This is a genomic window from Streptomyces sp. NBC_00094 (assembly GCF_026343125.1).
Lineage (GTDB): Bacteria > Actinomycetota > Actinomycetes > Streptomycetales > Streptomycetaceae > Streptomyces.
The window spans coordinates 5,309,631-5,329,903 of sequence record NZ_JAPEMB010000001.1 but is presented as its reverse complement, the minus strand read 5'-3'; the positions used below and the strand labels follow the sequence as shown (position 1 = coordinate 5,329,903).

The window sequence follows — 20,273 nt, the reverse complement described above, 5'->3', positions numbered from 1 at the left end:
TTCTCCGGCATCTCGCACGACGGAAGAGCATCTCGCCTTTGCCTGTCTGTAGCGAACGCCGTCACCGCGATCCCCCGGTGCCGCCCGCTTTGTGGACGACGTAGCTCCACGTCCCCATTCCGGGCTGTGCCACGCATCGCCCCGACGGCCTCTCCGTGAAGGAGCATGCCCATGTCGATGATCCGTGACCTGCGCGCCGCCGTCCGTCCGAGCCTGCGGCCCAGCCTGCGCAAGACCCCGACCACGTACACCTCGTACGACCCCACCCGCGACCACTCGGCCTCCAGCGCCGTCGTCGACTGCGCCGTCTACCGCGACGGGCGCCGGGTCGACGACCGCGACTGCCTCACGCCCCGCGGGGCGATGAGTCAGGTGCGGGAGAGCGGCGGCTTCGCCTGGATCGGGCTCCACGAGCCGACCGAAGCCGAATTCGCCGGTATCGCCGCCGAGTTCGGGCTCCACCCGCTCGCCGTCGAGGACGCCGTCCACGCCCACCAGCGACCCAAGCTGGAGCGGTACGACGACACCCTCTTCACCGTCTTCAAGACGATCCACTACGTCGAGCACGCCGCGCTCACCGCGACCAGCGAGGTCGTCGAGACCGGCGAGGTCATGTGCTTCACCGGCCCCGACTTCGTCATCACCGTCCGGCACGGCGGCCAGGGCTCCCTGCGCAACCTCCGCCACCGCCTCCAGGGCGAGCCGGAACTCCTCGCCAAGGGCCCCTCGGCCGTCCTCCACGCCATCGCCGACCACGTCGTCGACGGCTACATCGCGGTCGCCGACGCCGTCGAGCTGGACATCGACCAGCTGGAGATCGACGTCTTCTCGCCCGCCGCGAAAGGCTCCACGCGCGGTACGGACACGGGCCGGATCTACCAGCTCAAGCGTGAGGTACTGGAGTTCAAGCGGGCCGTCACCCCGCTCCTGCGCCCGCTGGCCCTGCTGAGCGAGCGCCCGATGCGGCTCGTCGACCCCGACATCCAGAAGTACTTCCGGGACGTCGCCGACCACCTCGCCCGCGTCCAGGAGCAGGTCGTCGGCTTCGACGAACTCCTCAACTCGATCCTCCAGGCCAACCTGGCGCAGGCGACCGTCGCGCAGAACGAGGACATGCGCAAGATCACCTCGTGGGCGGCGATCGTCGCCGTCCCCACGGCGGTCTGCGGCGTGTACGGCATGAACTTCGACCACATGCCCGAGCTGCACTGGAAGTACGGCTACCCGATGGTGCTCACCGGCATCATCGCGGTCTGCTTCACCATCCACCGCACGCTCAAGCGCAACGGCTGGCTGTAGCGGGGCCCCGGCGGGGCTCCCGCTAGGCTTCGGGCCATGACTGAAGAGCTGCTCGGGTCCGCCCTCGTCGAGGAGGCCACCAAGAAGTCCGGCCTCGTCTGGGTGCGGGGCACCGGCCCCGCCCGCGCGCTCTGGCACGTCTGGCACGACGGCGCCGCGCACGTCGTCGGCGACGGCCCCGGCGAGCAGCCGCTGCCCGGCCTCGCGGACGGCGCGACGGCCGAGGTCACGGTCCGCAGCAAGGACAAGGGCGGCCGGCTCGTCGCCTGGACCGCCGCCGTACGCGAGCTCTCCCCCGGTTCGGAGGAGTGGGACGCGGCCGTCGCCGAGTTGAAGGGCAAGCGGCTGAACGCCTCCGACGGCGAGGCGATGCCCGGGCGCTGGGCGCGCGAGTGCCGGGTGCTGCGGCTCGAACCGCTCACCTCGACGACGGAGCTGCCGGACGGCTCCCTGGCCGCCGTACCGCTGCCCTCGGAGGCCACGACCCGCCGGCCCGTGCCGGCCGCGCTCCCGAAGCTGCTCTTCAAGCGCCGCCGGAAGTAGCCCCCCGTCCTCTACGTACGGGGCAGCTGCTTGCCGTAGTCGAGGGTCTCCTCCTTCGACGGCGCCTCGAGCGGGAAGTCCTTGTTCCACTCGGAGAGCACCACGACCCCCGCTCCCCCGCCCCGCGCGAACTGCAGCGGGTACGGGGAGCCCTCCAGGGCCACGTCGAGCGTGCCGCCCTCACCCTCCGGGCCGCCCTTGACCTTGACCGTACGGATCCCGCCGATCCGGTCGCGGTCGCCCTTGGCCCGCTCCCCGTGCAGGCCGATCAGTCCGGCGAGGAGCACGTCCATGTCGGTGAAGCCGCGGAACTGCTTGTACGAGGGGTCGCCCTGCGGCACCTTCACGTACATGTCGTCGAGCGTGTCGGCGGCCTCGGTGTCCGCCTCGGTGGGCTCGTCGGTCGACGTGTCCTCGTGGGCCCAGAAGTCCGCGTCCGCCTTCAGGTAGAGCGCGTCGCCGACCCGCAGCAGCTCGAAGGTGCTGTTCTTCGTCGTCACCGAGCCGGTCGCGCCGTCCTGTTTGAGGCGCATGTTGAGCTTGAACGTGCCGCCCTTGCTGACGAGCGTGCCGGAGAGCCGTACGGCCTTCGCCGTGTCCGCCGCGGCCTGCGCCTTCTGCTCGATCTCGGGCGCGGAGAGCTTCCCCACCCCGTTGGTTCCCTCGTCCGGGTCGGCCGCGCAGGCGGTGAGTCCGACCGTCAGCCCGGCGCAGAGTGCCAGGGGCGCGACGGCCCTGCGGATACGCGATGACGGGGGACGAACGGCCATCTGCGCTGCCTCTCGTGTCGTGGGGGGGGACGACGGGCCGCGGCCCGTACCGGGTGCCGTGGGACGACCGCCGGCCGGGACGGGCGGAAGGGCCGGGTCCGGTGTCGGGGCCGAGTGGGGGGACGGCAGACCGCAGCGTACCCGGGCCGGATGACGGGCTCCGCAGGCAGCCGTACGGCGGCGCTGCCGGAGCGGGGCGGATCAGCACGGGCTAGCCTGAACCCGGCAAAGCTCTGCAATCCCCGGCAAAGCTCTGCCGACGACTCGAATCGTGCGGCACCGAGGAGGCGCGTGGCATGGCGGCAGGCGCCCCCCGGATCTTCGTCTCCCACCTGGCGGGAGTCCCCGTCTTCGACCCCGTCGGCGACCAGGTCGGCCGGGTCAGCGACCTCGTGGCCATGCTCCGGGTGGGCCGCAGGCCGCCCCGGCTCCTCGGCATGGTCGTGGAGGTGCTGAGCCGCCGCCGGGTCTTCGTCCCCATGACCCGCATCACGGGCGTCGAGTCCGGCCAGGTCATCACCACGGGCGTGGTCAACATGCGCCGCTTCGAACAGCGCCCCACCGAGCGGCTCGTGCTCGGCGAGCTCCTCGACCGGCGCGTCCGGCTCGTGGAGAGCGACGGGCGGGAGGGCGAGGAGGTCACCGTCCTCGACATCGCCATCCAGCAGCTGCCCGCCCGCCGCGACTGGGAGATCGACAAGGTCTTCGTCCGCAAGGGGAAGGGCGGGGTGCTGAGCCGCAAGGGCGAGACGCTGACCGTCGAGTGGTCTGCCGTCACCGGCTTCTCCCTGGAGGAGGAGGGGCAGGGCGCGGAGAGCCTGGTCGCCACCTTCGAGAAGCTGCGCCCCGCCGACCTCGCCAACGTCCTGCACCACCTCTCCCCCAAGCGGCGCGCCGAGGTCGCCGCGGCCCTCGACGACGACCGGCTCGCCGACGTCCTCGAAGAGCTGCCGGAGGACGACCAGGTCGAGATCCTCGGCAAGCTGAAGGAGGAGCGCGCCGCCGACGTCCTGGAGGCGATGGACCCGGACGACGCGGCCGACCTGCTGTCCGAGCTGCCGGAGGAGGACCAGGAGCGGCTGCTGACGCTGATGCGGCCGGACGACGCCGCCGACGTACGCCGGCTGCTGGCGTACGAGGAGCGCACGGCGGGCGGTCTGATGACGACCGAGCCGATCGTGCTGCGGCCGGACGCCACCGTCGCGGACGCACTGGCCCGGGTGCGCCAGCAGGACCTGTCGCCGGCGCTCGCCGCGCAGGTGTACGTGTGCCGGCCGCCGGACGAGACGCCGACCGGGAAGTACCTGGGCACGGTCCACTTCCAGCGGCTGCTGCGGGACCCGCCGTTCACGCTGGTCAGCTCGCTCGTCGACAGCGACCTGCCGCCGCTCGGCCCGGACACCCCGCTGCCCGCCGTCACCAGCTATCTCGCCGCGTACAACATGGTCGCCGCGCCCGTCGTCGACGAGGGGGGTTCGCTGCTCGGCGCGGTCACCGTCGACGACGTGCTCGACCACCTGCTGCCGGAGGACTGGCGGGAGACCGAGTTCCACGACGAGGAGGGGACCCCGCATGGCCGCTGAGCGGACGCAGGAGCGGGAACGGGACAGGGATCGCGACCGGGACCGGCCGATGGCCCGCATCCGGCTCGACCTGCCGCGCGAGCGCCGGGCCAGGCTGCTGCCGGAGTACGACCCCGAGGCGTTCGGACGGATGTCGGAGCGGATCGCGCGGTTCCTGGGGACGGGGCGCTTCCTCGTCTGGATGACCCTGACGATCATCGTCTGGGTCATGTGGAACATCTTCGCCCCGGCGTCGCTGAAGTTCGACGAGTACCCGTTCATCTTCCTGACGCTCGCCCTGTCCCTGCAGGCCTCGTACGCGGCCCCGCTGATCCTGCTCGCGCAGAACCGCCAGGACGACCGGGACCGGGTCAACCTCGAGCAGGACCGGAAGCAGAACGAGCGGTCGATCGCGGACACCGAATACCTGACCCGGGAGATCGCGGCGCTCCGCATGGGCCTGGGCGAAGTCGCGACGCGCGACTGGATCCGCTCCGAGATCCAGGACCTGATGAAGGAGCTGGAGGAGCGGCGGGATCTATTCCCTTCCGCCGACGGTCACGGAAGTGACGTACCCGACCGTTGACAGCCCTTTCATGAGCCGGTGGTCGGCGCCGTACCATCGTCGGTATGGCTATGGAAGACGCGGTGCGCGAAGCACTGGCGACGGTGAACGACCCCGAGATCAACAAGCCCATCACTGAGCTCGGCATGGTCAAGTCGGTGGAGATCGAACCGGACGGCAGGGTCGCCGTCACGGTCTACCTGACCGTCTCCGGCTGCCCGATGCGCGACACCATCACGCAGCGCGTGACCGAGGCCGTGTCCCGGGTCGAGGGCGTCACCGCCGTCGACGTCACGCTGGACGTGATGAGCGACGAGCAGCGCAAGGAGCTGGCTGCGGCGCTGCGCGGGACCGGCGCGGAGCGCGAGGTGCCGTTCGCGAAGCCGGGCTCGCTGACCCGGGTGTACGCGGTCGCCTCCGGCAAGGGCGGTGTCGGCAAGTCGTCCGTGACCGTGAACCTGGCCGCGGCGATGGCCGCGGACGGTCTGAAGGTCGGCGTCGTCGACGCCGACATCTACGGCCACAGCGTGCCGCGGATGCTGGGCGCGGACGGCCGTCCGACCCAGGTCGAGAACATGATCATGCCGCCGTCGGCGCACGGCGTGAAGGTCATCTCCATCGGCATGTTCACCCCGGGCAACGCCCCGGTGGTGTGGCGCGGCCCGATGCTGCACCGCGCCCTCCAGCAGTTCCTCGCGGACGTGTACTGGGGTGACCTCGACGTCCTCCTGCTCGACCTGCCCCCGGGCACCGGCGACATCGCGATCTCGGTGGCGCAGCTCGTCCCGAACGCGGAGATCCTGGTCGTCACCACCCCGCAGCAGGCGGCGGCCGAGGTCGCCGAGCGCGCCGGCTCGATCGCGGTGCAGACGCACCAGAAGATCGTCGGTGTCGTCGAGAACATGGCGGGCCTGCCGTGTCCGCACTGCGACGAGATGGTCGACGTGTTCGGCACGGGCGGCGGCCAGCGGGTCGCGGACGGTCTGACGCGGACCACGGGCGCGACGGTCCCCGTCCTCGGCTCGATCCCGATCGACGTCCGCCTGCGCGAGGGCGGCGACGAGGGCAAGCCGGTCGTCCTGTCCGACCCGGACTCCCCGGCGGGCGCGGCGCTCCGCGCGATCGCGGGCAAGCTGGGCGGCCGGGCACGCGGCCTCTCGGGCATGAGCCTGGGCATCACCCCGCGCAACAAGTTCTGAGACCGGGTTGTGGGCATGCGTTCCGCCGGGGGCGGAACGGGTGGGCACAACCCACCACCGGGCCCGCAGTGGCCGCACAGCGTGAAGGGCGCCCCCGAGCGAGGGCGCCCTTTTCGTGCCGTCAGGCGTACGCCTCAAGATCCTTGATCTGCGAGAACCCGAGCCCGTACGCGCTCATCCCCCGCCCGTAGGCCCCGATGTGCACCCCCGCGGCCGATCCGGCGAGTACCCAGCCGAACTCGGACTCGCGGTAGTGGAACGGCATCGGGACTCCGTCCACGGGCAGCGACAGCGTCGACCAGGCGGGCCCGTCGAGGTCGTCGGCCAGCTCGAAGGCCGTCTCCGTCTGCTGGTCCAGCCAGTTGTCGCGCATCCCGTGGTCCAGCGAGGCCGGCCAGGTGCGGACGAGGAGTCCGGAGCCCGCCAGCCAGGCGGCGGAGGAGACCGTGGTGGCGTCGAGGACGCCCGTACCGTCGCCGGTCCGCCGCACCGGGCTCGCCGCGACGGTCACGACGACCGCGAAACGCTCCTTCTCCGCGCTGCCGGCGTCCGACTTTATGGACGGCGCGTCACCGTGCCCCGTCGATCCGTGCTGCACGCTGCCGTCCGCCGCCGTGCCGACCTGCATCAGCCAACGCGGCCCGGTGAACGCCTCGTCGAGGCCGTACCAGGCGAAGGGCGCGCGCAGATAGCCCTCGGGGGTCCGCCGGGCAGTGGGTACGCCCTCCACCCGACTCGTGGTCTCCAACTCGGCCGCCTCCTCGTTCCGTCAACAGAGGGAGGATAGCCACCCGGACGCGTCCGGTCGGTGACAGCCCGTCGTCAGGTCGCGTCGGAGTCGTACGGAGGGCGCTCGCCGGTGTCCGGCTTGTCCTGCTTCTTGAGGAGCTCGGGGGTGCCGCCGCCGGAGCTGCCGTTGGCGGAGCCGTTGACGGCCGAGGGCTGGGGCTCGCGGCCGTGGACCGCGTCGGCGACCTCGTCGATCTCCTTCTTGAGGTCGAACGTGCCCCGCAGCTCCTTGAGCTCCTTGAGGTCCTCGTTCCCGTCCAGCTGCTTGCGGAGGAACGTCTTGGGGTTGAGGTCCTCGAACTCGAAGTCCTTGAACTCCGGTCCCAGCTCGCTGCGGATGTCCTCCTTCGCGCTGTCCGAGAAGTCACGGACCTTCCGGACGAAACGCGAGACGTCCTGGATCACCTTCGGGAGCTTGTCCGGCCCGAAGACGAGCACGGCGAGGACCACGAGGGCCACCAGCTCGAGTGCGCCTATGTCGCTGAACACCTAGTAGCTCCTTCATGCCGGTCCAGGGCCCGGTCCACGGTACCCGCCGAAACTGTCGGACGGGTACCTTGCGACGTCCACCACATGGCACTCAGGTGCCCTGTGAGGAACCGAGGGTCAACGTCTTTGTCAGCTCTTTGCCGTCACGGGTCAGGGTGAGCCGCAGCTTGTCGCCGGGACGGTGGGCGCGGATCTTCACGATCAGCTCCTCGCCGTTGTGCACCCGCTGGCCGTCGACCTTGGTGATGACGTCACCGGGCCGGAGCCCCGCCTGGGCCGCCGGACCGCCGGGGGTGACGGAGGCGGCGCCGTCCTTGCCCTTGTCGCCGACGCGGGCGCCGTCGCCGTTGAACTGCATGTCGAGGCTCACACCGATGACGGGGTGGGTGGCCTTGCCGGTGTTGATGAGCTCCTCGGCGACGCGCTTGCCCTGGTTGATCGGTATGGCGAAGCCGAGGCCGATGGAGCCTGCCTGGGCGCCTCCGCCCCCGTCGCCGTCACCGGAGCCGCCGGCGGCACGGATCGCGCTGTTGATGCCGATGACCCGGCCCTTGGAGTCGAGCAGCGGGCCGCCGGAGTTGCCCGGGTTGATGGGGGCGTCGGTCTGCAGGGCGTCGACGTAGCTGACGTCCGTGCCATCGCCCTTCTCGCCGCCGGCGGTGATCGGGCGCTCCTTGGCGCTGATGATCCCGGAGGTCACGGTGTTGGAGAGGTCGAAGGGGGCGCCGATCGCGACGACGGGGTCGCCGACGCGGACGTTGTCGGAGTTGCCGAGGGGCAGCGCCTTGAGGCCGGAGACGCCCGTGACCTGGACGACGGCGAGGTCGTATCCGGCGTCCTTGCCGACGATCTTGGCGCGGGCGGTCTCGCCGCTGGAGAACGTCACGGAGATGTTCCCGGAGGACTCGGCCGCGTCGACCACGTGGTTGTTGGTGAGGATGTGGCCCTTGGTGTCCAGGACGAAGCCGGTCCCGGTGCCGGAGGAGCCGCCGCCGCTGACGTGCAGGGTGACGACGCCGGGCAGGGCGCCTGCGGCGATCCCGGCGATGCTCTCGGGGGCGCGGTCGGTGTCGCCTGCGTCGGCCTGGGGCAGCTCGACCGTGGTGAGCCCGCCGTTCCGCTCGACGTAGGCGCCGATGCCGCCGCCGATGACGCCGGTGACGAGGGCGAAGACGAGCGCCCCCGTGAGCGCGAGCCCCTTCCGGGACTTCTTCGCGGGCGCCGGCGCGAGGCCGACACCCGCGCCCCAGGGGTCGTACTGCATCCAGGGGGCGGTGCCGCCCTGCTGCGGCGGTACGGGCGGCACGGCGGCCTGCGGCTGGGGCTGCGGCGGTACGGGCGGCACGGCGGCCTGCGGCTGCGGCTGCGGCGGTACGGGGCCCGCGGGGTGCTGCACGGGCGGCGCAGGCGCCCACGGGCCGGGCTCGCCGTAGGGCGGCGTCCGGTACTCGTCGGGCGCGTGCAGGGGCTGGGTCTGGGCCTGGGGAGCGAGCTGCGCGGGCTCGGCCGGGGCCTGCGGGGCGTCGGCCACCGGGGCGGCGGGCGCGGGGCCCGTCTCGGCGGCCTCGCCCTTGGTCAGCAGGACGGGGGGTACGGCCTCGGAGCGAGGCTCCGCCCCGGTCACCGCTCCCGTCGCCGTCCCGGCCTCGGGCCCGGCGGCGCTGTCCGTGAGCTCGGCCCCGTCCCCGGCCTCGACCGGGGGGTGGGGCGCGGGCAGGGGGAAGTCACCGTCGCCGTCACCGCCGTCGGTCGAAGGCGGCGTGGGTATCCGCGCCGCCTCCGGTTCCGTCGAAGGCCGGCTCCACCAGTTCGGCTTCCCGTCGTTCATGCTCTCCCCGCAACCGCTGACCCGTCCGCGCCCCTGGCTCGGGCGCCCCTGTCCATGGATTCAACCAGGTCGCGCGTCAGCGGTGGGAGCCGAGCGGTCCGATCGTCGGGCCGACCGCCGGCCTGGGCCCGGGGGCGAAGGCCAGTTCGAGGGCCGGACCCGTCGGTCGTATGAACGGCGAGAGGGCGAGGTACGACTGCATGGCCGGGTACTGGAGCCGTGCCGCCGCCGGCGGAACCGCGTGCGAGGACGCGGCGCCCACGGGAGACCGGCCGACGGGGGTGTCGGCGCGGGCCCCGAGCGGGGTGAGCAGTTCCTCGGCGACGGACTGCGCGCCGCCCGAACGCTCGCCGGAGCGCGTGCCGCGAACGGCACCCGTGCCCTGGACGCCGCCGGTGGCCGTGGCGCGCAGCGGGGTGACCGCGCTGCCCGTGCCCTGGCCGCCGCGTCCGCTCGCGGTCAGCGAGGTCTCCGCCGGCAGCGTGCCGCCGAGGGCGATCGCCGCGAACGAGACGGCGCTGGCCGCCGCGAAGGCGAAGCGCCGCCCCCGCCCGGACGTGCCGGAGGCGCGGTCGCCGACCTCGGCGATACGGAAGCCGGTGCCGGGGTGCGGAGAGCGCGGGGTGACGACCGCCGCGGTGGCGAAGCCGTCGGACTTCAGCCCTCCGGAGAGCAGCCCTCCGGAGAGCAGCTCTTCGAGGGGTCCGCGCGGTACTCCGGGGCCGCCGGGACCGCCCGACGGCTCACCTGGTCCCCCGGGCAACCCCTGGAGCCGGGCGAGGAAGCCCTCCGAGGGCGGCGGGGGCGCCGTGGAGGCGAAGACGCTCTTGACGGTGCGCTGCGCGTCGGCTTCGGCCTTGCAGCGCGGACAGGTCGCGAGGTGCGCGAGCACCCGCTCCCGGGCGTCGTGGCCGAGCTCGCCGTCGACGAGCGCGGCGAGCCGGTCCCCGAGGTGGTGTTCCGCGGGGGTCTGCGAGGAGGGGCGTGTGCCGCTCACGCTGTCCCTGCCTCCCATCCGACGGAGGCGAGGGCACGCTCCGCCCGAGCCTCGGGCGAGCGGTGCTTGAGAGCCTTGCGCAGGTGGGAGCGCCCACGGTGGATCCGGCTGCGGACGGTGCCGAGCTTCACGCCGAGGGTCGCGGCGATCTCCTCGTACGACAGTCCTTCGATGTCGCAGAGGACGACCGCGGCACGGAACTCGGGCGCGAGGGTGTCGAGGGCCTGCTGGACGTCGGCGTCGAAGTGGGTGTCGTTGAACACCTGCTGCGGCGACGGCTCACGGCTGGGCAGCCGCTCGGCGGCGTCGTCGGCGAGCGCGTCGAAACGGATGCGCTGCTTGCGACGGACCATGTCGAGGAAGAGATTGGTGGTGATGCGGTGCAGCCAGCCCTCGAAGGTGCCCGGCGTGTACGTCGACAGCGAGCGGAAGACGCGGACGAAGACCTCTTGTGTCAGGTCCTCGGCGTCGTGCTGGTTTCCCGTGAGGCGGTAGGCGAGGCGGTAGACCCGGCCACTGTGCGTGCTGACGATCTCCTCCCAGGTGGGCGGAGTCCACGCCTGCGATTCCGCATCCGATGCGAAGGTCGCGGTGGTGGGAGCGGAGTCGGTGGAGCGGATTCGGTCAGCGGTGTCGGTCACGGATTTCGGCTCACCCGCCGACCTGAGAAGACGCCGAAGCACTCCTCCCCGATCCTCAGGCGCAGCCGCACCTCCCCTGTCGGCTCTGGTGGTGTCCAGTGGAGCCCCTACCATAGCCACCTCGCCCGTTAGCTCCGGATAAGAATCTTTACGCGAATTTGGAACCGGCTCGCCCGGCCGTCTCCAGTCGCTCCCTGCCTCCTATGAACGCCCGGTCCCATCTGCGGGTTCCCGCTGACAGCGGATACAGTCACCGTTGCGTCAACTACGGGGACAGGAGAGGGCCATTACCGCCAACCGGCAGACGAGCTGGTCGTTCGCCGACGCCTTTGTCGCCGAGGACGAAGCTCTGCGCTGGGCCCGGGACCGGGCCCGGGAGGCAGGGCTGCCCTCGGTGTCGCCCGGCACCGGTGGCGCGCTGCGCCTGCTCGCGGCGACGGCGGACGCCAAGGCGGTGGCGGAGATCGGTACCGGCACCGGCGTGTCGGGCATCTATCTGCTGCTCGGGATGCGGCCGGACGGGGTCCTGACGACGGTGGACCTGCAGCCGGAGCGTCAGCAGTTCGCGAAGACGGCGTTCCGCGCGGCGGGCTTCGCCGGCAACCGGGCCCGGTTCATCCCCGGCCGCGCCCTCGACGTCCTGCCGCGCCTCGCGGACGGCGGATACGACCTCGTCTTCTGCGACGGCGACCGCCTGGAGTACCTGGACTACCTCGCTGAATCGTTGCGCCTGCTGCGACCGGGGGGTCTTGTCTGCTTCGAGGGAGTCTTCGCGGACGGCCGCACGGTCGACTCGGCGGCCCAGCCGCCGGAGGTCCTGCGGGTCCGCGAGCTGCTGCGCGCGGTGCGCGAGAGCCAGGAGCTGGTGCCCTCGCTGCTCCCGGTGGGCGACGGCCTGCTCTGCGCGGTACGCCGGGGCTGACGGCCGCCCCCGGGCCCAGGAAGGCCCTCAGGAGGCCTCAGTGGCCCCGTAGGGCCCCGGGGAGCGCGTCCCGGGAGCCCGACCACCCTCTCCGGGCCCACCCGGGCCCCGGACCCCACACTCCCGCCTTCCCCTCCGCCTCCGCCTCCGCCTCCGCCTCCGCGGACCCTCCCCGGACGCACCACTGCCCCGGCACGGTGGAAACCGTCCGGGGCAGTGGCGAGGAATCGAGGAGGATCAGGTCAGCCGACGACCTTCTTCAGGGCATCGCCCAGCGCCTCGGCCTCACCCGGGGTCAGCTCGACGACAAGCCGACCGCCGCCTTCGAGCGGAACGCGCATGACGATGCCCCGCCCCTCCTTGGTCACCTCGAGCGGGCCGTCACCCGTCCGCGGCTTCATGGCCGCCATGCTTGTTCCCCTTCCTGAAACCAGCTCATCGTCAGCCGGGCAGCTCTTTGATGCGGAGCACGCTTCACCGGCTTCGAACACATTGCTTCCAGGTCATTATCCCGCATCGCAGGACCCGATGACCAACATCGATCTGCATCGCTTGCGCAACGCGCTCTCTCAAAACCCCACATTTCGGCGATCGGGCTGCGATACTGCGCCGCCCTGGATCCCATCGGAGCCCAGAAATGTTTGACGCAGCTCACATGGGCGGTGCGGGTGATCTCCGCCATGCTGGGCGGGTCAACCACGCAAAGAGGCGAAGGGAACCCCATGGCCGACACGGTGCTGTACGAGGTGAGCGACGGGCTCGCCACCATCACGCTCAACCGGCCCGAGGCCATGAACGCGATGAATGTCGCGGCGAAGGTCGCCCTCCGGGACGCCGCGGAAACCGCCGCGGCGGACACCGCCGTACGGGCCGTGCTGCTCACCGCGGCCGGTGACCGGGCGTTCTGTGTCGGCCAGGACCTCAAGGAGCACGTGGGCCTGCTCATGGCGGACCAGGAGTCCGGCACCCGCGAGACCATGAACACGGTCCGCGACCACTACAACCCGATCGTCAGGGCCCTCACCGGCATGCGGAAGCCGGTCGTCGCGGGCGTGAACGGTGTCGCGGCGGGGGCGGGCTTCGGCTTCGCGCTCGCGGCGGACTACCGGGTCGTCGCGGACACGGCCGCGTTCAACACGTCCTTCGCGGGGGTCGCGCTCACCTCCGACTCGGGCATGTCCTGGACCCTGCCCCGGCTGATCGGCGCGAGCCGGGCGTCGGACCTGCTGCTCTTCCCGCGCTCGATCACCGCCCAGGAGGCGTACGAGCTCGGCATCGTGAACCGTCTCGTCCCGGCCGCCGACCTCGCCGCCGAGGCCGAGAAGGTGGCCCGCACCCTCGCCCAGGGCCCGACGGTGGCGTACGCGGCCCTGAAGGAGTCCCTGGCGTACGGCGCCGACCACTCCCTCGCCGAGGCCCTGGAGAAGGAGGACGAGCTCCAGTCCCTCGCGGGCGCGTCGGAGGACCACACGATCGCGGTCCGCGCCTTCATCGCCAAGGAGAAGCCCCGCTACCTGGGCCGCTAGGCGGTGTCGCCCGGGGAGACCCGGGGCCTGTCCTTGCGGATCAGGGTCGGACCCCGGCCTGATCGGCAAGACGCCCCCTGGAGCCGGACAGGCCCTAGCGGTCGCCCCGGGCCACGCACCCCTGCACGTGGTCGTCGACCAGGCCGCAGGCCTGCATCAGGGCGTAGGCGGTGGTGGGGCCGATGAAGCGGAGGCCGCGCTTCTTGAGGGCCTTGGAGAGGGCCGTGGACTCGTCCGTGACCGCCGGGACGTCGGAGACCGTGCGCGGCACGGGGCGGCCGGTCGGGTCGGGGGCGTAGGACCAGATCAGGGCGTCGAGCTCGCCCGGGGACCAGGTGGCGAGCAGCTTCGCGTTGGCCAGGGTCGCGTCGACCTTGGCACGGTTGCGGATGATGCCCTCGTCGGCGAGGAGCCGCTCCCGGTCCGCCTCGCCGAACGCGGCGACGGAGGCGATGCGGAAGCCGTCGAAGGCCTGCCGGAAGGTCTCGCGGCGGCGCAGGATCGTGATCCACGACAGGCCCGACTGGAAGGCCTCGAGGCAGAGCCGCTCGAAGAGCTCGTCGTCGCCGTGGACCGGGCGGCCCCACTCCTCGTCGTGGTACGCGACGTAGTCCTCGGTCGACAGGCCCCAGGGGCAGCGCAGCCGCCCGTCCGGGCCGGGGACCGCCCCGCCCGCCGTCACGAGCGGTCGTCCTCGCCGTCGCCGGCGGGCGCGCCCGCGAGCGCCTCCTCCAGCTCGGCGATCCGGGAGTCCCGCTCGGCGAGTTCGGCGCCGAGGCGGACCAGGACGTCGTCCACGTCCGCCATCCGGTAGCCGCGGACCGCGACGGGGAGACGGAGGGCCTCGACGTCGGCGCGGTCGACCGGGCGGGCCGCCGGGAGGGGGTCGACGAGCTGCTCGGGCGCCACCTCGGGCAGCACCTCGCTGTCCCCTCCGCCGACCACCGCCAGAGTCACCGCGGCCACGACCACGACCATCGTGATGAGCAGAAACCAGAACACCTGCGCGCCTCTTCCCGGAGTGGAAACCGTCCCGTGCCGATCGTGCCATGCGCCACTGACGGTTAGGGTCGCAGGCGAACGGACGCGAGGGAGGACAAAAGGGATGCTGCGCTTGGGACGGCGTGAATTCGGGCCGCACGAGCCGGTGATCATGGCGATCGTGAACCGGACCCCGGATTCCTTCTACGACCAGGGCGCCACCTTCCGGGACGAGCCGGCGCTCGCCCGGGTCGAGCAGGCGGTGGCCGAGGGCGCGTCGATCATCGACATCGGCGGGGTCAAGGCGGGCCCCGGCGAGGAGGTGACGGCCGAGGAGGAGGCCCGTCGGACGGTCGGCTTCGTCGCCGAGGTCCGCAGGCGCCACCCCGACGTGGTGATCAGCGTGGACACCTGGCGGGCGGACGTCGGCGCGGCGGTCTGCGAGGCCGGTGCGGACGTCCTGAACGACGCGTGGGGCGGTGTCGACCCCGGGCTCGCCGAGGTCGCCGCGAAGTACGGCGCGGGCCTCGTCTGTACGCACGCGGGCGGTGCGGAGCCGCGGACGCGGCCGCACCGGGTCGCGTACGAGGACGTGATGGCCGACATCCTGCGGGTCACCGTGGGGCTCGCGGAGCGGGCGGTGGCCCTGGGAGTGCGGCGCGACGGGATCATGATCGACCCGGGGCACGACTTCGGGAAGAACACCCGGCACAGCCTGGAGGCGACGCGGCGGCTCGGCGAGATGGCGGAGACCGGCTGGCCGGTGCTCGTGTCCCTGTCGAACAAGGACTTCGTCGGCGAGACGCTGGACCGGCCGGTCAAGGAGCGGGTGCTCGGCACCTTGGCGACGACGGCCGTCTCGGCGTGGCTGGGGGCCCAGGTGTACCGGGTCCACGAGGTGGCGGAGACCCGGCAGGTGCTCGACATGGTGGCGTCCATTGCCGGGCATCGACCGCCGGCCGTCGCGCGGCGAGGTCTGGCGTAGCCGGTCGGGTGCGGGAAGGGGCGGGGTACCTGCGGCGGGCTTTCCCCCACCCCGCCCCTTCCCGGAACCGGGGCTCCGCCCCGGACCCCGGTCCTCAAACGCCGGACGGGCTGATCTCTCCTACTTGCCCGTCTCCTTGGTCACCAGCGCCACCGCCTCCTCCACGTCGTCCGTGACGTGGAAGAGCAGCAGGTCGCGTTCCGACGCCTTGCCGCCCGCGACGACCGAGTCGCGCAGCCAGTCGACGAGGCCCTTCCAGTACTCCGTACCGAAGAGGACGATCGGGAAGCGGGTGACCTTGCGGGTCTGGACCAGGGTCAGCGCCTCGAAGAGCTCGTCGAGGGTGCCGAGGCCGCCGGGCAGGACGACGAAGCCCTGCGCGTACTTCACGAACATCGTCTTGCGGACGAAGAAGTAGCGGAAGTTCACGCCGATGTCGACGTGCGGGTTGAGCCCCTGCTCGAAGGGGAGCTCGATACCGAGGCCGACCGAGACGCCCTTGGCCTCCCGGGCCCCCTTGTTGGCCGCTTCCATCGCGCCCGGGCCGCCGCCCGTGATGACCGCGAAACCGGCGTCGACGAGCGCCCGGCCGATCCGTACGCCCGCCTCGTACTCGGGCGAGTCCGGCTTCGTGCGGGCCGAACCGAAGACGCTGATCGCGCTCGGCAGTTCGGCGAGGGCGCCGAAGCCCTCGACGAACTCGGACTGGATGCGCATGACCCGCCAGGGGTCCGTGTGCACCCACTCCGAGTCGCCCTCGGTGTCGAGCAGCCGCTGGTCCGTGGTGCCCGGCTGGACCTGGTCCCTACGCCTCAGCACCGGCCCCAGACGCTGCTCCTCGGGCTTCGCCATTCCCTCGGGAATGCCCATGGCCTGCTCCCTCCGCCGATCCACTGATCTTCTGGTCCGGTCAGCGTAGGACGACAGAGGTGACGAAACGCGAAATTACGGAAGTCAGGCAGTCAGCCAGTCGCGGAGTCGTGCCTCACAGTGGTGGATCCTGTCGACGACGACGTGCTCGTCGCGCTTGTGCGCGTAGATCGGGTCGCCGGGGCCGTAGTTGACCGCGGGCACGCCGAGGGCGCTGAAGCGGGACACGTCGGTCCAGCCGAACTTGGGCTGGGCGCTGCCGCCGACGGCCTTCATGAAGGCCTCGGCGGCCGGGTGGGAGAGGCCGGGCAGCGCGCCGGGGCTCTCGTCGTCGACGACGAAGTCGGCGATGTCGCAGTCGGCGAAGAACTCGCGCACGTACGCCAGCGCCTCGGCCGGGGAGCGGTCGGGGGCGTACCGGTAGTTGACCGTGACGGTGCACGCGTCGGGGATGACGTTGGTGGCGACGCCGCCCTGGATCGCGACCGCGTTGAGGCCCTCGTGGTACTCCAGGCCGTCGATGACCGGCTTGCGCGGCTCGTAGGCGGCGAGGCGGGCGAGGATCGGGGCGGCGGTGTGGATGGCGTTGGAGCCCATCCAGGAGCGCGCGGAGTGGGCCCGCTCGCCCGCGGTGTGCAGGATGACCCGCAGGGTGCCCTGGCAGCCGCCCTCGACCTGTGCGTCGGAGGGCTCCAGGAGGACGGCGAAGTCGCCCTCCATCCAGTCGGGGTGCGCGGCGGCGATCTTCCCGAGGCCGTTGAGGTCGGCGGCGACCTCCTCGTTGTCGTAGAAGACGAAGGTGAGGTCGCGGTTGGGCTCGGGAACCGTGGCGGCGATCCGGAGCTGGACGGCGACGCCGGACTTCATGTCCGTGGTGCCGCAGCCCCACAGGATGCCGTCCTCGTCGAGCCGCGAGGGCACGTTGTCGGCGATCGGCACGGTGTCGATGTGGCCGGCGAGCACGACGCGCTCGGTGCGGCCGAGGGACGTACGGGCGACGACGTTGTTGCCGAGGCGGTCGACGGTGAGGTGCGGCAGCGCGCGCAGGGCCTGCTCGATGGCGTCCGCGAGCGGCTTCTCCGTACCGCTCACGGACGGGAAGTCGACGAGGGCGGCGGTGAGCACGGCACCGTCCTGGGAGAGGTCCAGCCGGGTCTCGTACGGAGTGATGTCAGCCATGTGCCGACCCTAACCCGGCCTCCAGTACGGTGGGCCCCGTGTCCGAGCCCACCCGCCCCGCCCGCCGCGACCGCCCCGCGCGTCGCGGCCGCCTCGCCCGTTCCGCGGCCGCCTTCGTCGCGCTCCTCGGCCTCGCCTCGTACGTGGTCTTCCACCAGGTGACCGGCAGCAAGGGCACTCCGCGGTGCACTGTGGGCACCGGCGAGAACCGGTACGAGTTCACTCCCGAGCAGGCGTCGAACGCGGCGACGATCTCGGCGGTCGGCACCACCCGGGGCCTGCCGGAGCGGGCGGTGACGATCGCGCTCGCGACGGCGCTGCAGGAGTCGGCGCTGCGCAACATCGAGCACGGCGACCGGGACTCGCTCGGCCTGTTCCAGCAGCGGCCCTCGCAGGGCTGGGGGACGCCGGCGCAGATCATGGACCCGGTGTACTCGGCGGGGAAGTTCTACGAGGGCCTGGAGAAGGTCCCGGGGTACTCGCGGCTGCCGCTGACGGTGGCGGCGCAGAAGGTGCAGCGCAGCGGTTTCCCGCAGGCGTACGCGAAGCACGAGCCGGACGCCACCCTCCTCTCCGCGGCGCTGACGGGCCGGGCGCCGGCCGCGCTGGCCTGTACGGCGAGCGACGTGAAGACCGAGCCGGGCGATCCGGAGCGGGTCCGTACGGAGCTGGTACGGGCCTTCGGCGAGAAGGCGGCGCCGAAGGCGGTCACGGGCGGGCCGAACGCGGGCCGGCAGGCGACCGAGGCGCCGGCGCTCGTGGTGCCGGTGCGCGCGGTCGCGGGGGCGTCGGCGGGGGCCGGGTCGGACGAGCAGCGCGGCTGGGAGCTGGCGCAGTGGGCGGTGGCGCGGGCGGACGAGCTGCGCGTCACGGAGGTCGCGTACGGGGGCAGGGTCTGGCGCGCGGACAACGCGTCCGGGGAGTGGGAGAAGTCCTCTCCCCCGACGCGCGAGACGGCGTCCGACAGCACTTCCGGCACCCCGTCCGACACTGCTTCCGATACCACCCCCGGTGCTTCTTCCGGCGGGGAATCGGTGCGTATCCGGCTCGCGCAGTAGCCGATCACCCGTACGGGGATTCACCCGGCCGTGGCATCGCCCGGCCCGAACACCAGGGATTTCTCCCGCACTTCGGGCGAGCCTTCCCCTGACATGTCACGTCACGCCAATCCCCTTGCGGCGCAAGGGAAGTGACGGTTCGGCAGACACTCGCACAATGACACGTTCGTCCGTTTTCCTCCCCACCCGACAATACGACGCATTACCAATTCTTTACCTTCGACCTCCGCAACCTCTCCCGCCCCAGGGCCGGTTGTCACTGCGTCCGAACACCACGTCGCACCACGTCGAAGGAGCACCATGTCCCTCCCCCTGACCCGTCGGATCGCCCGCGCCGCCCTCCTCATCGCGGCCGGAGCAGCCCCCGTGGTCGGTGCGGCCGGTTCCGCGAGCGCCCTTGACCACAGCGTCGCGCCCGCCCTCGGCGGCCTCACCGCCATGGACGCCGCCGGCGCGGGCACCGCCGTCGACAGCGCCTCGCAGTCCGCCACCGGCGTCGTCGGCGCGACCGGCAGCCAGGCCGTCGGCACCGCCGTCCCGGCCGTCGGCAAGACCGCGGGCGCGGCGGGCAAGACCGCTGCCCCGGCCGCCCAGAAGGTCACCGGCGAGGCCGCCGGCAGCGCGGGCGAGGTCGTCGGCAAGACCGCCGGCGCCGCCGGCGACAGCGCGAAGGGCCCGGCCTCCGGCGCCCTGGGCGGCGGCCTCGGCAGCCTGCCGGCCGCCCCGTCCCTGGGTGGTCTGCCGATCGGCTGACCCGGCACGGGAACCACGGAGGGCCCGGGGAGCATCACCTGCTCCCCGGGCCCTCCCGCGTGTGTCCGGCCGCGCGGCCGTCCGCCGTTCCGCGTCCGGCTAGGGCCTGTCCGACCGCGATCCGCCGGACACGCCCTCACCGAGCCGCTTGACCGCGGCCGCGACGCGCTCGTCCGTCGCCGTGAAAGCGACCCGCACGAACCGCTCCCCGGCCTCGCCGTAGAAGTCGCCGGGCGCCACCAGGACGCCCTTCTCCGCGAGGTACGCCACGGTCTCCCAGCACGGCTCGTCCCGGGTCGCCCACAGGTACAGGCTCGCCTCGCTGTGCTCGATCCGGAAGCCGTGCGCCTCCAGGGCCGCCCGCAGCGCCGCCCGGCGGGCCGCGTACCGCTCCCGCTGCTCGGCCACGTGCGCGTCGTCGCCGAGCGCCGCGACCGTCGCCGCCTGCACGGGGGCCGCGGTCATCATGCCGCCGTGCTTGCGGATCTGGAGCAGCTCGCCGAGGACGGCTGCGTCGCCCGCGATGAACGCGGCGCGGTAGCCGGCCAGGTTGGAGCGCTTGGAGAGCGAGTGGACGGCGACGATCCCCTCGTACGAGCCGCCGCAGACGTCCGGGTGCAGGACGGAGACCGGGTCGGCCTCCCAGCCCAGCTCCAGGTAGCACTCGTCGGAGAAGACGAGGACGCCGTGCTCGCGCGCCCAGGCCACGATCCGGGTCAGCTCGTCCTTGCCGAGGACCTTGCCGGTCGGGTTGGACGGGGAGTTGAGCCAGAGCAGCTTCAGACCGGCCGGGTCGAGCTCCGTACCCGCGGGGTCACCCGCGAATGCCTCCGTGTCGTAGACGACGGGCGTCGCGCCGCAGAGCCGCGCGCCGACCTCGTACGTCGGGTAGGCCAGCCGCGGGTACGCGACCCGGTCGCCGGCGCCGAGCCCCAGCTGCGTCGGCAGCCAGGCGACGAGCTCCTTGGAGCCGACCACCGGGAGCACGTTCTCGTGGGCGAAGTCCACCGCGCCGAGACGGCGTTCGCACCAGCCGGTGAGCGCGTCCCGCAGCTCTTTCGTCCCCCACACCGTGGGATAGCCCGGCGAGTCCGCCGCCGCGACCAGGGCCTCCTGGATCAGCGCGGGGACCGGGTCGACGGGCGTGCCGACCGAGAGGTCCACGATTCCGTCCGGGTGGGCCAGGGCCGTCTTCTTGTACGGCTCCAGCTTGTCCCAGGGGAAGACGGGCAGGCGCGAAGAGACTGCGCTCACGGGTTGGCTCTCACTTCCTGTACGTACGGGAAAACGCCTCGGCCCCGTACGGCGACCCACGCC

The 20,273-nt window shown here is 72.3% G+C and carries 22 protein-coding genes; 10 read left to right on the top strand and 12 right to left on the bottom strand.

Annotated features, from left to right (window positions below; all coding sequences use genetic code 11):
* The first annotated feature begins 171 nt into the window (after positions 1 to 171).
* Entirely contained in the window at positions 172 to 1,299 is a 1,128-nt protein-coding gene (locus tag OG580_RS23805) for a magnesium and cobalt transport protein CorA (protein WP_267045703.1), read from the top strand.
* 36 nt (positions 1,300 to 1,335) lie between these two features.
* The gene (locus OG580_RS23800; RefSeq protein WP_267045702.1) at positions 1,336 to 1,842 is read left to right on the top strand and encodes a hypothetical protein; all 507 of its coding nucleotides are present in this window, start codon (positions 1,336 to 1,338) and stop codon (positions 1,840 to 1,842) included.
* A gap of 11 nt (positions 1,843 to 1,853) precedes the next feature.
* On the opposite strand, the gene OG580_RS23795 is transcribed toward OG580_RS23800, so the two are convergent.
* Positions 1,854 to 2,612, bottom strand: a complete 759-nt coding sequence (locus OG580_RS23795; protein WP_267045701.1) for a hypothetical protein — start codon at positions 2,610 to 2,612, stop codon at positions 1,854 to 1,856.
* Between the two features lie 296 nt (positions 2,613 to 2,908).
* On the opposite strand from OG580_RS23795, the gene OG580_RS23790 reads away from it, so the two are divergent.
* From OG580_RS23790 to OG580_RS23780, 3 genes are read left to right on the top strand one after another with little or no spacing between them, the layout of a single operon-like run.
* Positions 2,909 to 4,195 (top strand): CBS domain-containing protein, encoded by a 1,287-nt coding sequence (locus OG580_RS23790; RefSeq protein WP_267045700.1) that lies wholly within the window; start codon positions 2,909 to 2,911, stop codon positions 4,193 to 4,195.
* Complete coding sequence (locus OG580_RS23785) at positions 4,185 to 4,760, top strand: DUF1003 domain-containing protein (protein ID WP_267045699.1); 576 nt, start codon at positions 4,185 to 4,187, stop codon at positions 4,758 to 4,760. Before OG580_RS23790 ends, OG580_RS23785 begins: the two co-directional genes overlap by 11 nt.
* Before the next feature lie 44 nt (positions 4,761 to 4,804).
* Entirely contained in the window at positions 4,805 to 5,938 is a 1,134-nt protein-coding gene (locus OG580_RS23780) for an Mrp/NBP35 family ATP-binding protein (protein ID WP_267045698.1), read from the top strand.
* Positions 5,939 to 6,059: 121 nt separating this feature from the next.
* Here the strand turns inward: OG580_RS23780 and OG580_RS23775 are convergent, their stop codons facing one another.
* The 5 genes from OG580_RS23775 to sigE form a co-directional block, all read right to left on the bottom strand.
* Positions 6,060 to 6,686 (bottom strand): hypothetical protein, encoded by a 627-nt coding sequence (locus tag OG580_RS23775; protein ID WP_267045697.1) that lies wholly within the window; start codon positions 6,684 to 6,686, stop codon positions 6,060 to 6,062.
* Positions 6,687 to 6,760: 74 nt separating this feature from the next.
* Positions 6,761 to 7,216 (bottom strand): sec-independent translocase, encoded by a 456-nt coding sequence (locus OG580_RS23770; RefSeq protein ID WP_267045696.1) that lies wholly within the window; start codon positions 7,214 to 7,216, stop codon positions 6,761 to 6,763.
* A 91-nt stretch (positions 7,217 to 7,307) separates the two neighbouring features.
* Entirely contained in the window at positions 7,308 to 9,044 is a 1,737-nt protein-coding gene (locus tag OG580_RS23765) for a S1C family serine protease (protein ID WP_267045695.1), read from the bottom strand.
* Positions 9,045 to 9,120: 76 nt separating this feature from the next.
* The gene (locus OG580_RS23760; RefSeq protein ID WP_267045694.1) at positions 9,121 to 10,041 is read right to left on the bottom strand and encodes an anti-sigma factor; all 921 of its coding nucleotides are present in this window, start codon (positions 10,039 to 10,041) and stop codon (positions 9,121 to 9,123) included.
* A complete protein-coding gene (gene sigE / locus OG580_RS23755) occupies positions 10,038 to 10,796 on the bottom strand; it encodes an RNA polymerase sigma factor SigE (RefSeq protein ID WP_267045693.1) in 759 nt (252 codons plus the stop codon). Before sigE ends, OG580_RS23760 begins: the two co-directional genes overlap by 4 nt.
* A 142-nt stretch (positions 10,797 to 10,938) precedes the next feature.
* Between sigE and OG580_RS23750 the strand changes: the two genes are divergently transcribed.
* Entirely contained in the window at positions 10,939 to 11,604 is a 666-nt protein-coding gene (locus tag OG580_RS23750; RefSeq protein ID WP_267045692.1) for an O-methyltransferase, read from the top strand.
* A 242-nt stretch (positions 11,605 to 11,846) separates the two neighbouring features.
* Here the strand turns inward: OG580_RS23750 and OG580_RS23745 are convergent, their stop codons facing one another.
* Positions 11,847 to 12,014, bottom strand: a complete 168-nt coding sequence (locus tag OG580_RS23745; RefSeq protein WP_017239934.1) for a DUF3117 domain-containing protein — start codon at positions 12,012 to 12,014, stop codon at positions 11,847 to 11,849.
* A 312-nt stretch (positions 12,015 to 12,326) separates the two neighbouring features.
* Between OG580_RS23745 and OG580_RS23740 the strand changes: the two genes are divergently transcribed.
* Positions 12,327 to 13,130 carry an enoyl-CoA hydratase/isomerase family protein gene (locus OG580_RS23740; protein ID WP_267045691.1) on the top strand — a complete coding sequence of 268 codons (804 nt, stop codon included), beginning with the start codon at positions 12,327 to 12,329 and terminating at the stop codon, positions 13,128 to 13,130.
* A 94-nt stretch (positions 13,131 to 13,224) separates the two neighbouring features.
* On the opposite strand, the gene OG580_RS23735 is transcribed toward OG580_RS23740, so the two are convergent.
* Together OG580_RS23735 and OG580_RS23730 are read right to left on the bottom strand one after the other, a co-directional pair.
* Positions 13,225 to 13,812, bottom strand: coding sequence for a DNA-3-methyladenine glycosylase I (locus OG580_RS23735; protein WP_323182596.1), 588 nt, complete (start codon positions 13,810 to 13,812; stop codon positions 13,225 to 13,227).
* Positions 13,809 to 14,132 carry a hypothetical protein gene (locus tag OG580_RS23730; RefSeq protein WP_267045690.1) on the bottom strand — a complete coding sequence of 108 codons (324 nt, stop codon included), beginning with the start codon at positions 14,130 to 14,132 and terminating at the stop codon, positions 13,809 to 13,811. Before OG580_RS23730 ends, OG580_RS23735 begins: the two co-directional genes overlap by 4 nt.
* Positions 14,133 to 14,235: 103 nt before the next feature.
* Here OG580_RS23730 and folP point away from each other — a divergent pair, with 103 nt between their 5' ends.
* Positions 14,236 to 15,096, top strand: coding sequence for a dihydropteroate synthase (folP, locus tag OG580_RS23725; RefSeq protein ID WP_267045689.1), 861 nt, complete (start codon positions 14,236 to 14,238; stop codon positions 15,094 to 15,096).
* Between the two features lie 120 nt (positions 15,097 to 15,216).
* Here the strand turns inward: folP and OG580_RS23720 are convergent, their stop codons facing one another.
* Together OG580_RS23720 and dapE are read right to left on the bottom strand one after the other, a co-directional pair.
* Positions 15,217 to 15,966: a TIGR00730 family Rossman fold protein gene (locus tag OG580_RS23720; protein ID WP_267045688.1), complete on the bottom strand. Its 750-nt coding sequence runs from the start codon at positions 15,964 to 15,966 to the stop codon at positions 15,217 to 15,219.
* A gap of 84 nt (positions 15,967 to 16,050) precedes the next feature.
* Complete coding sequence (gene dapE, locus OG580_RS23715; RefSeq protein ID WP_267045687.1) at positions 16,051 to 17,145, bottom strand: succinyl-diaminopimelate desuccinylase; 1,095 nt, start codon at positions 17,143 to 17,145, stop codon at positions 16,051 to 16,053.
* A gap of 38 nt (positions 17,146 to 17,183) precedes the next feature.
* On the opposite strand from dapE, the gene OG580_RS23710 reads away from it, so the two are divergent.
* Both OG580_RS23710 and OG580_RS23705 read left to right on the top strand, forming a co-directional pair.
* The gene (locus OG580_RS23710; protein ID WP_267045686.1) at positions 17,184 to 18,203 is read left to right on the top strand and encodes a hypothetical protein; all 1,020 of its coding nucleotides are present in this window, start codon (positions 17,184 to 17,186) and stop codon (positions 18,201 to 18,203) included.
* A 300-nt stretch (positions 18,204 to 18,503) separates the two neighbouring features.
* Positions 18,504 to 18,956 (top strand): ATP-binding protein, encoded by a 453-nt coding sequence (locus tag OG580_RS23705; protein ID WP_267045685.1) that lies wholly within the window; start codon positions 18,504 to 18,506, stop codon positions 18,954 to 18,956.
* A gap of 99 nt (positions 18,957 to 19,055) precedes the next feature.
* On the opposite strand, the gene dapC is transcribed toward OG580_RS23705, so the two are convergent.
* Entirely contained in the window at positions 19,056 to 20,210 is a 1,155-nt protein-coding gene (gene dapC, locus OG580_RS23700; protein ID WP_267045684.1) for a succinyldiaminopimelate transaminase, read from the bottom strand.
* Positions 20,211 to 20,273: the final 63 nt, after the last annotated feature.

What these genes read in the sequence shown, in the direction of transcription:
- OG580_RS23805 (WP_267045703.1), top strand. Translation starts at nt 172, where the DNA reads ATGTCGATGATCCGTGACCTGCGCGCCGCCGTCCGTCCGAGCCTGCGG.
- OG580_RS23800 (WP_267045702.1), top strand. Translation starts at nt 1,336, where the DNA reads ATGACTGAAGAGCTGCTCGGGTCCGCCCTCGTCGAGGAGGCCACCAAG.
- OG580_RS23795 (WP_267045701.1), bottom strand. Translation starts at nt 2,612, where the DNA reads ATGGCCGTTCGTCCCCCGTCATCGCGTATCCGCAGGGCCGTCGCGCCC.
- OG580_RS23790 (WP_267045700.1), top strand. Translation starts at nt 2,909, where the DNA reads ATGGCGGCAGGCGCCCCCCGGATCTTCGTCTCCCACCTGGCGGGAGTC.
- OG580_RS23785 (WP_267045699.1), top strand. Translation starts at nt 4,185, where the DNA reads ATGGCCGCTGAGCGGACGCAGGAGCGGGAACGGGACAGGGATCGCGAC.
- OG580_RS23780 (WP_267045698.1), top strand. Translation starts at nt 4,805, where the DNA reads ATGGCTATGGAAGACGCGGTGCGCGAAGCACTGGCGACGGTGAACGAC.
- OG580_RS23765 (WP_267045695.1), bottom strand. Translation starts at nt 9,044, where the DNA reads ATGAACGACGGGAAGCCGAACTGGTGGAGCCGGCCTTCGACGGAACCG.
- sigE (WP_267045693.1), bottom strand. Translation starts at nt 10,796, where the DNA reads ATGGTAGGGGCTCCACTGGACACCACCAGAGCCGACAGGGGAGGTGCG.
- OG580_RS23745 (WP_017239934.1), bottom strand. Translation starts at nt 12,014, where the DNA reads ATGGCGGCCATGAAGCCGCGGACGGGTGACGGCCCGCTCGAGGTGACC.
- OG580_RS23740 (WP_267045691.1), top strand. Translation starts at nt 12,327, where the DNA reads ATGGCCGACACGGTGCTGTACGAGGTGAGCGACGGGCTCGCCACCATC.
- folP (WP_267045689.1), top strand. Translation starts at nt 14,236, where the DNA reads ATGCTGCGCTTGGGACGGCGTGAATTCGGGCCGCACGAGCCGGTGATC.
- OG580_RS23720 (WP_267045688.1), bottom strand. Translation starts at nt 15,966, where the DNA reads ATGGGCATTCCCGAGGGAATGGCGAAGCCCGAGGAGCAGCGTCTGGGG.
- dapE (WP_267045687.1), bottom strand. Translation starts at nt 17,145, where the DNA reads ATGGCTGACATCACTCCGTACGAGACCCGGCTGGACCTCTCCCAGGAC.
- OG580_RS23705 (WP_267045685.1), top strand. Translation starts at nt 18,504, where the DNA reads ATGTCCCTCCCCCTGACCCGTCGGATCGCCCGCGCCGCCCTCCTCATC.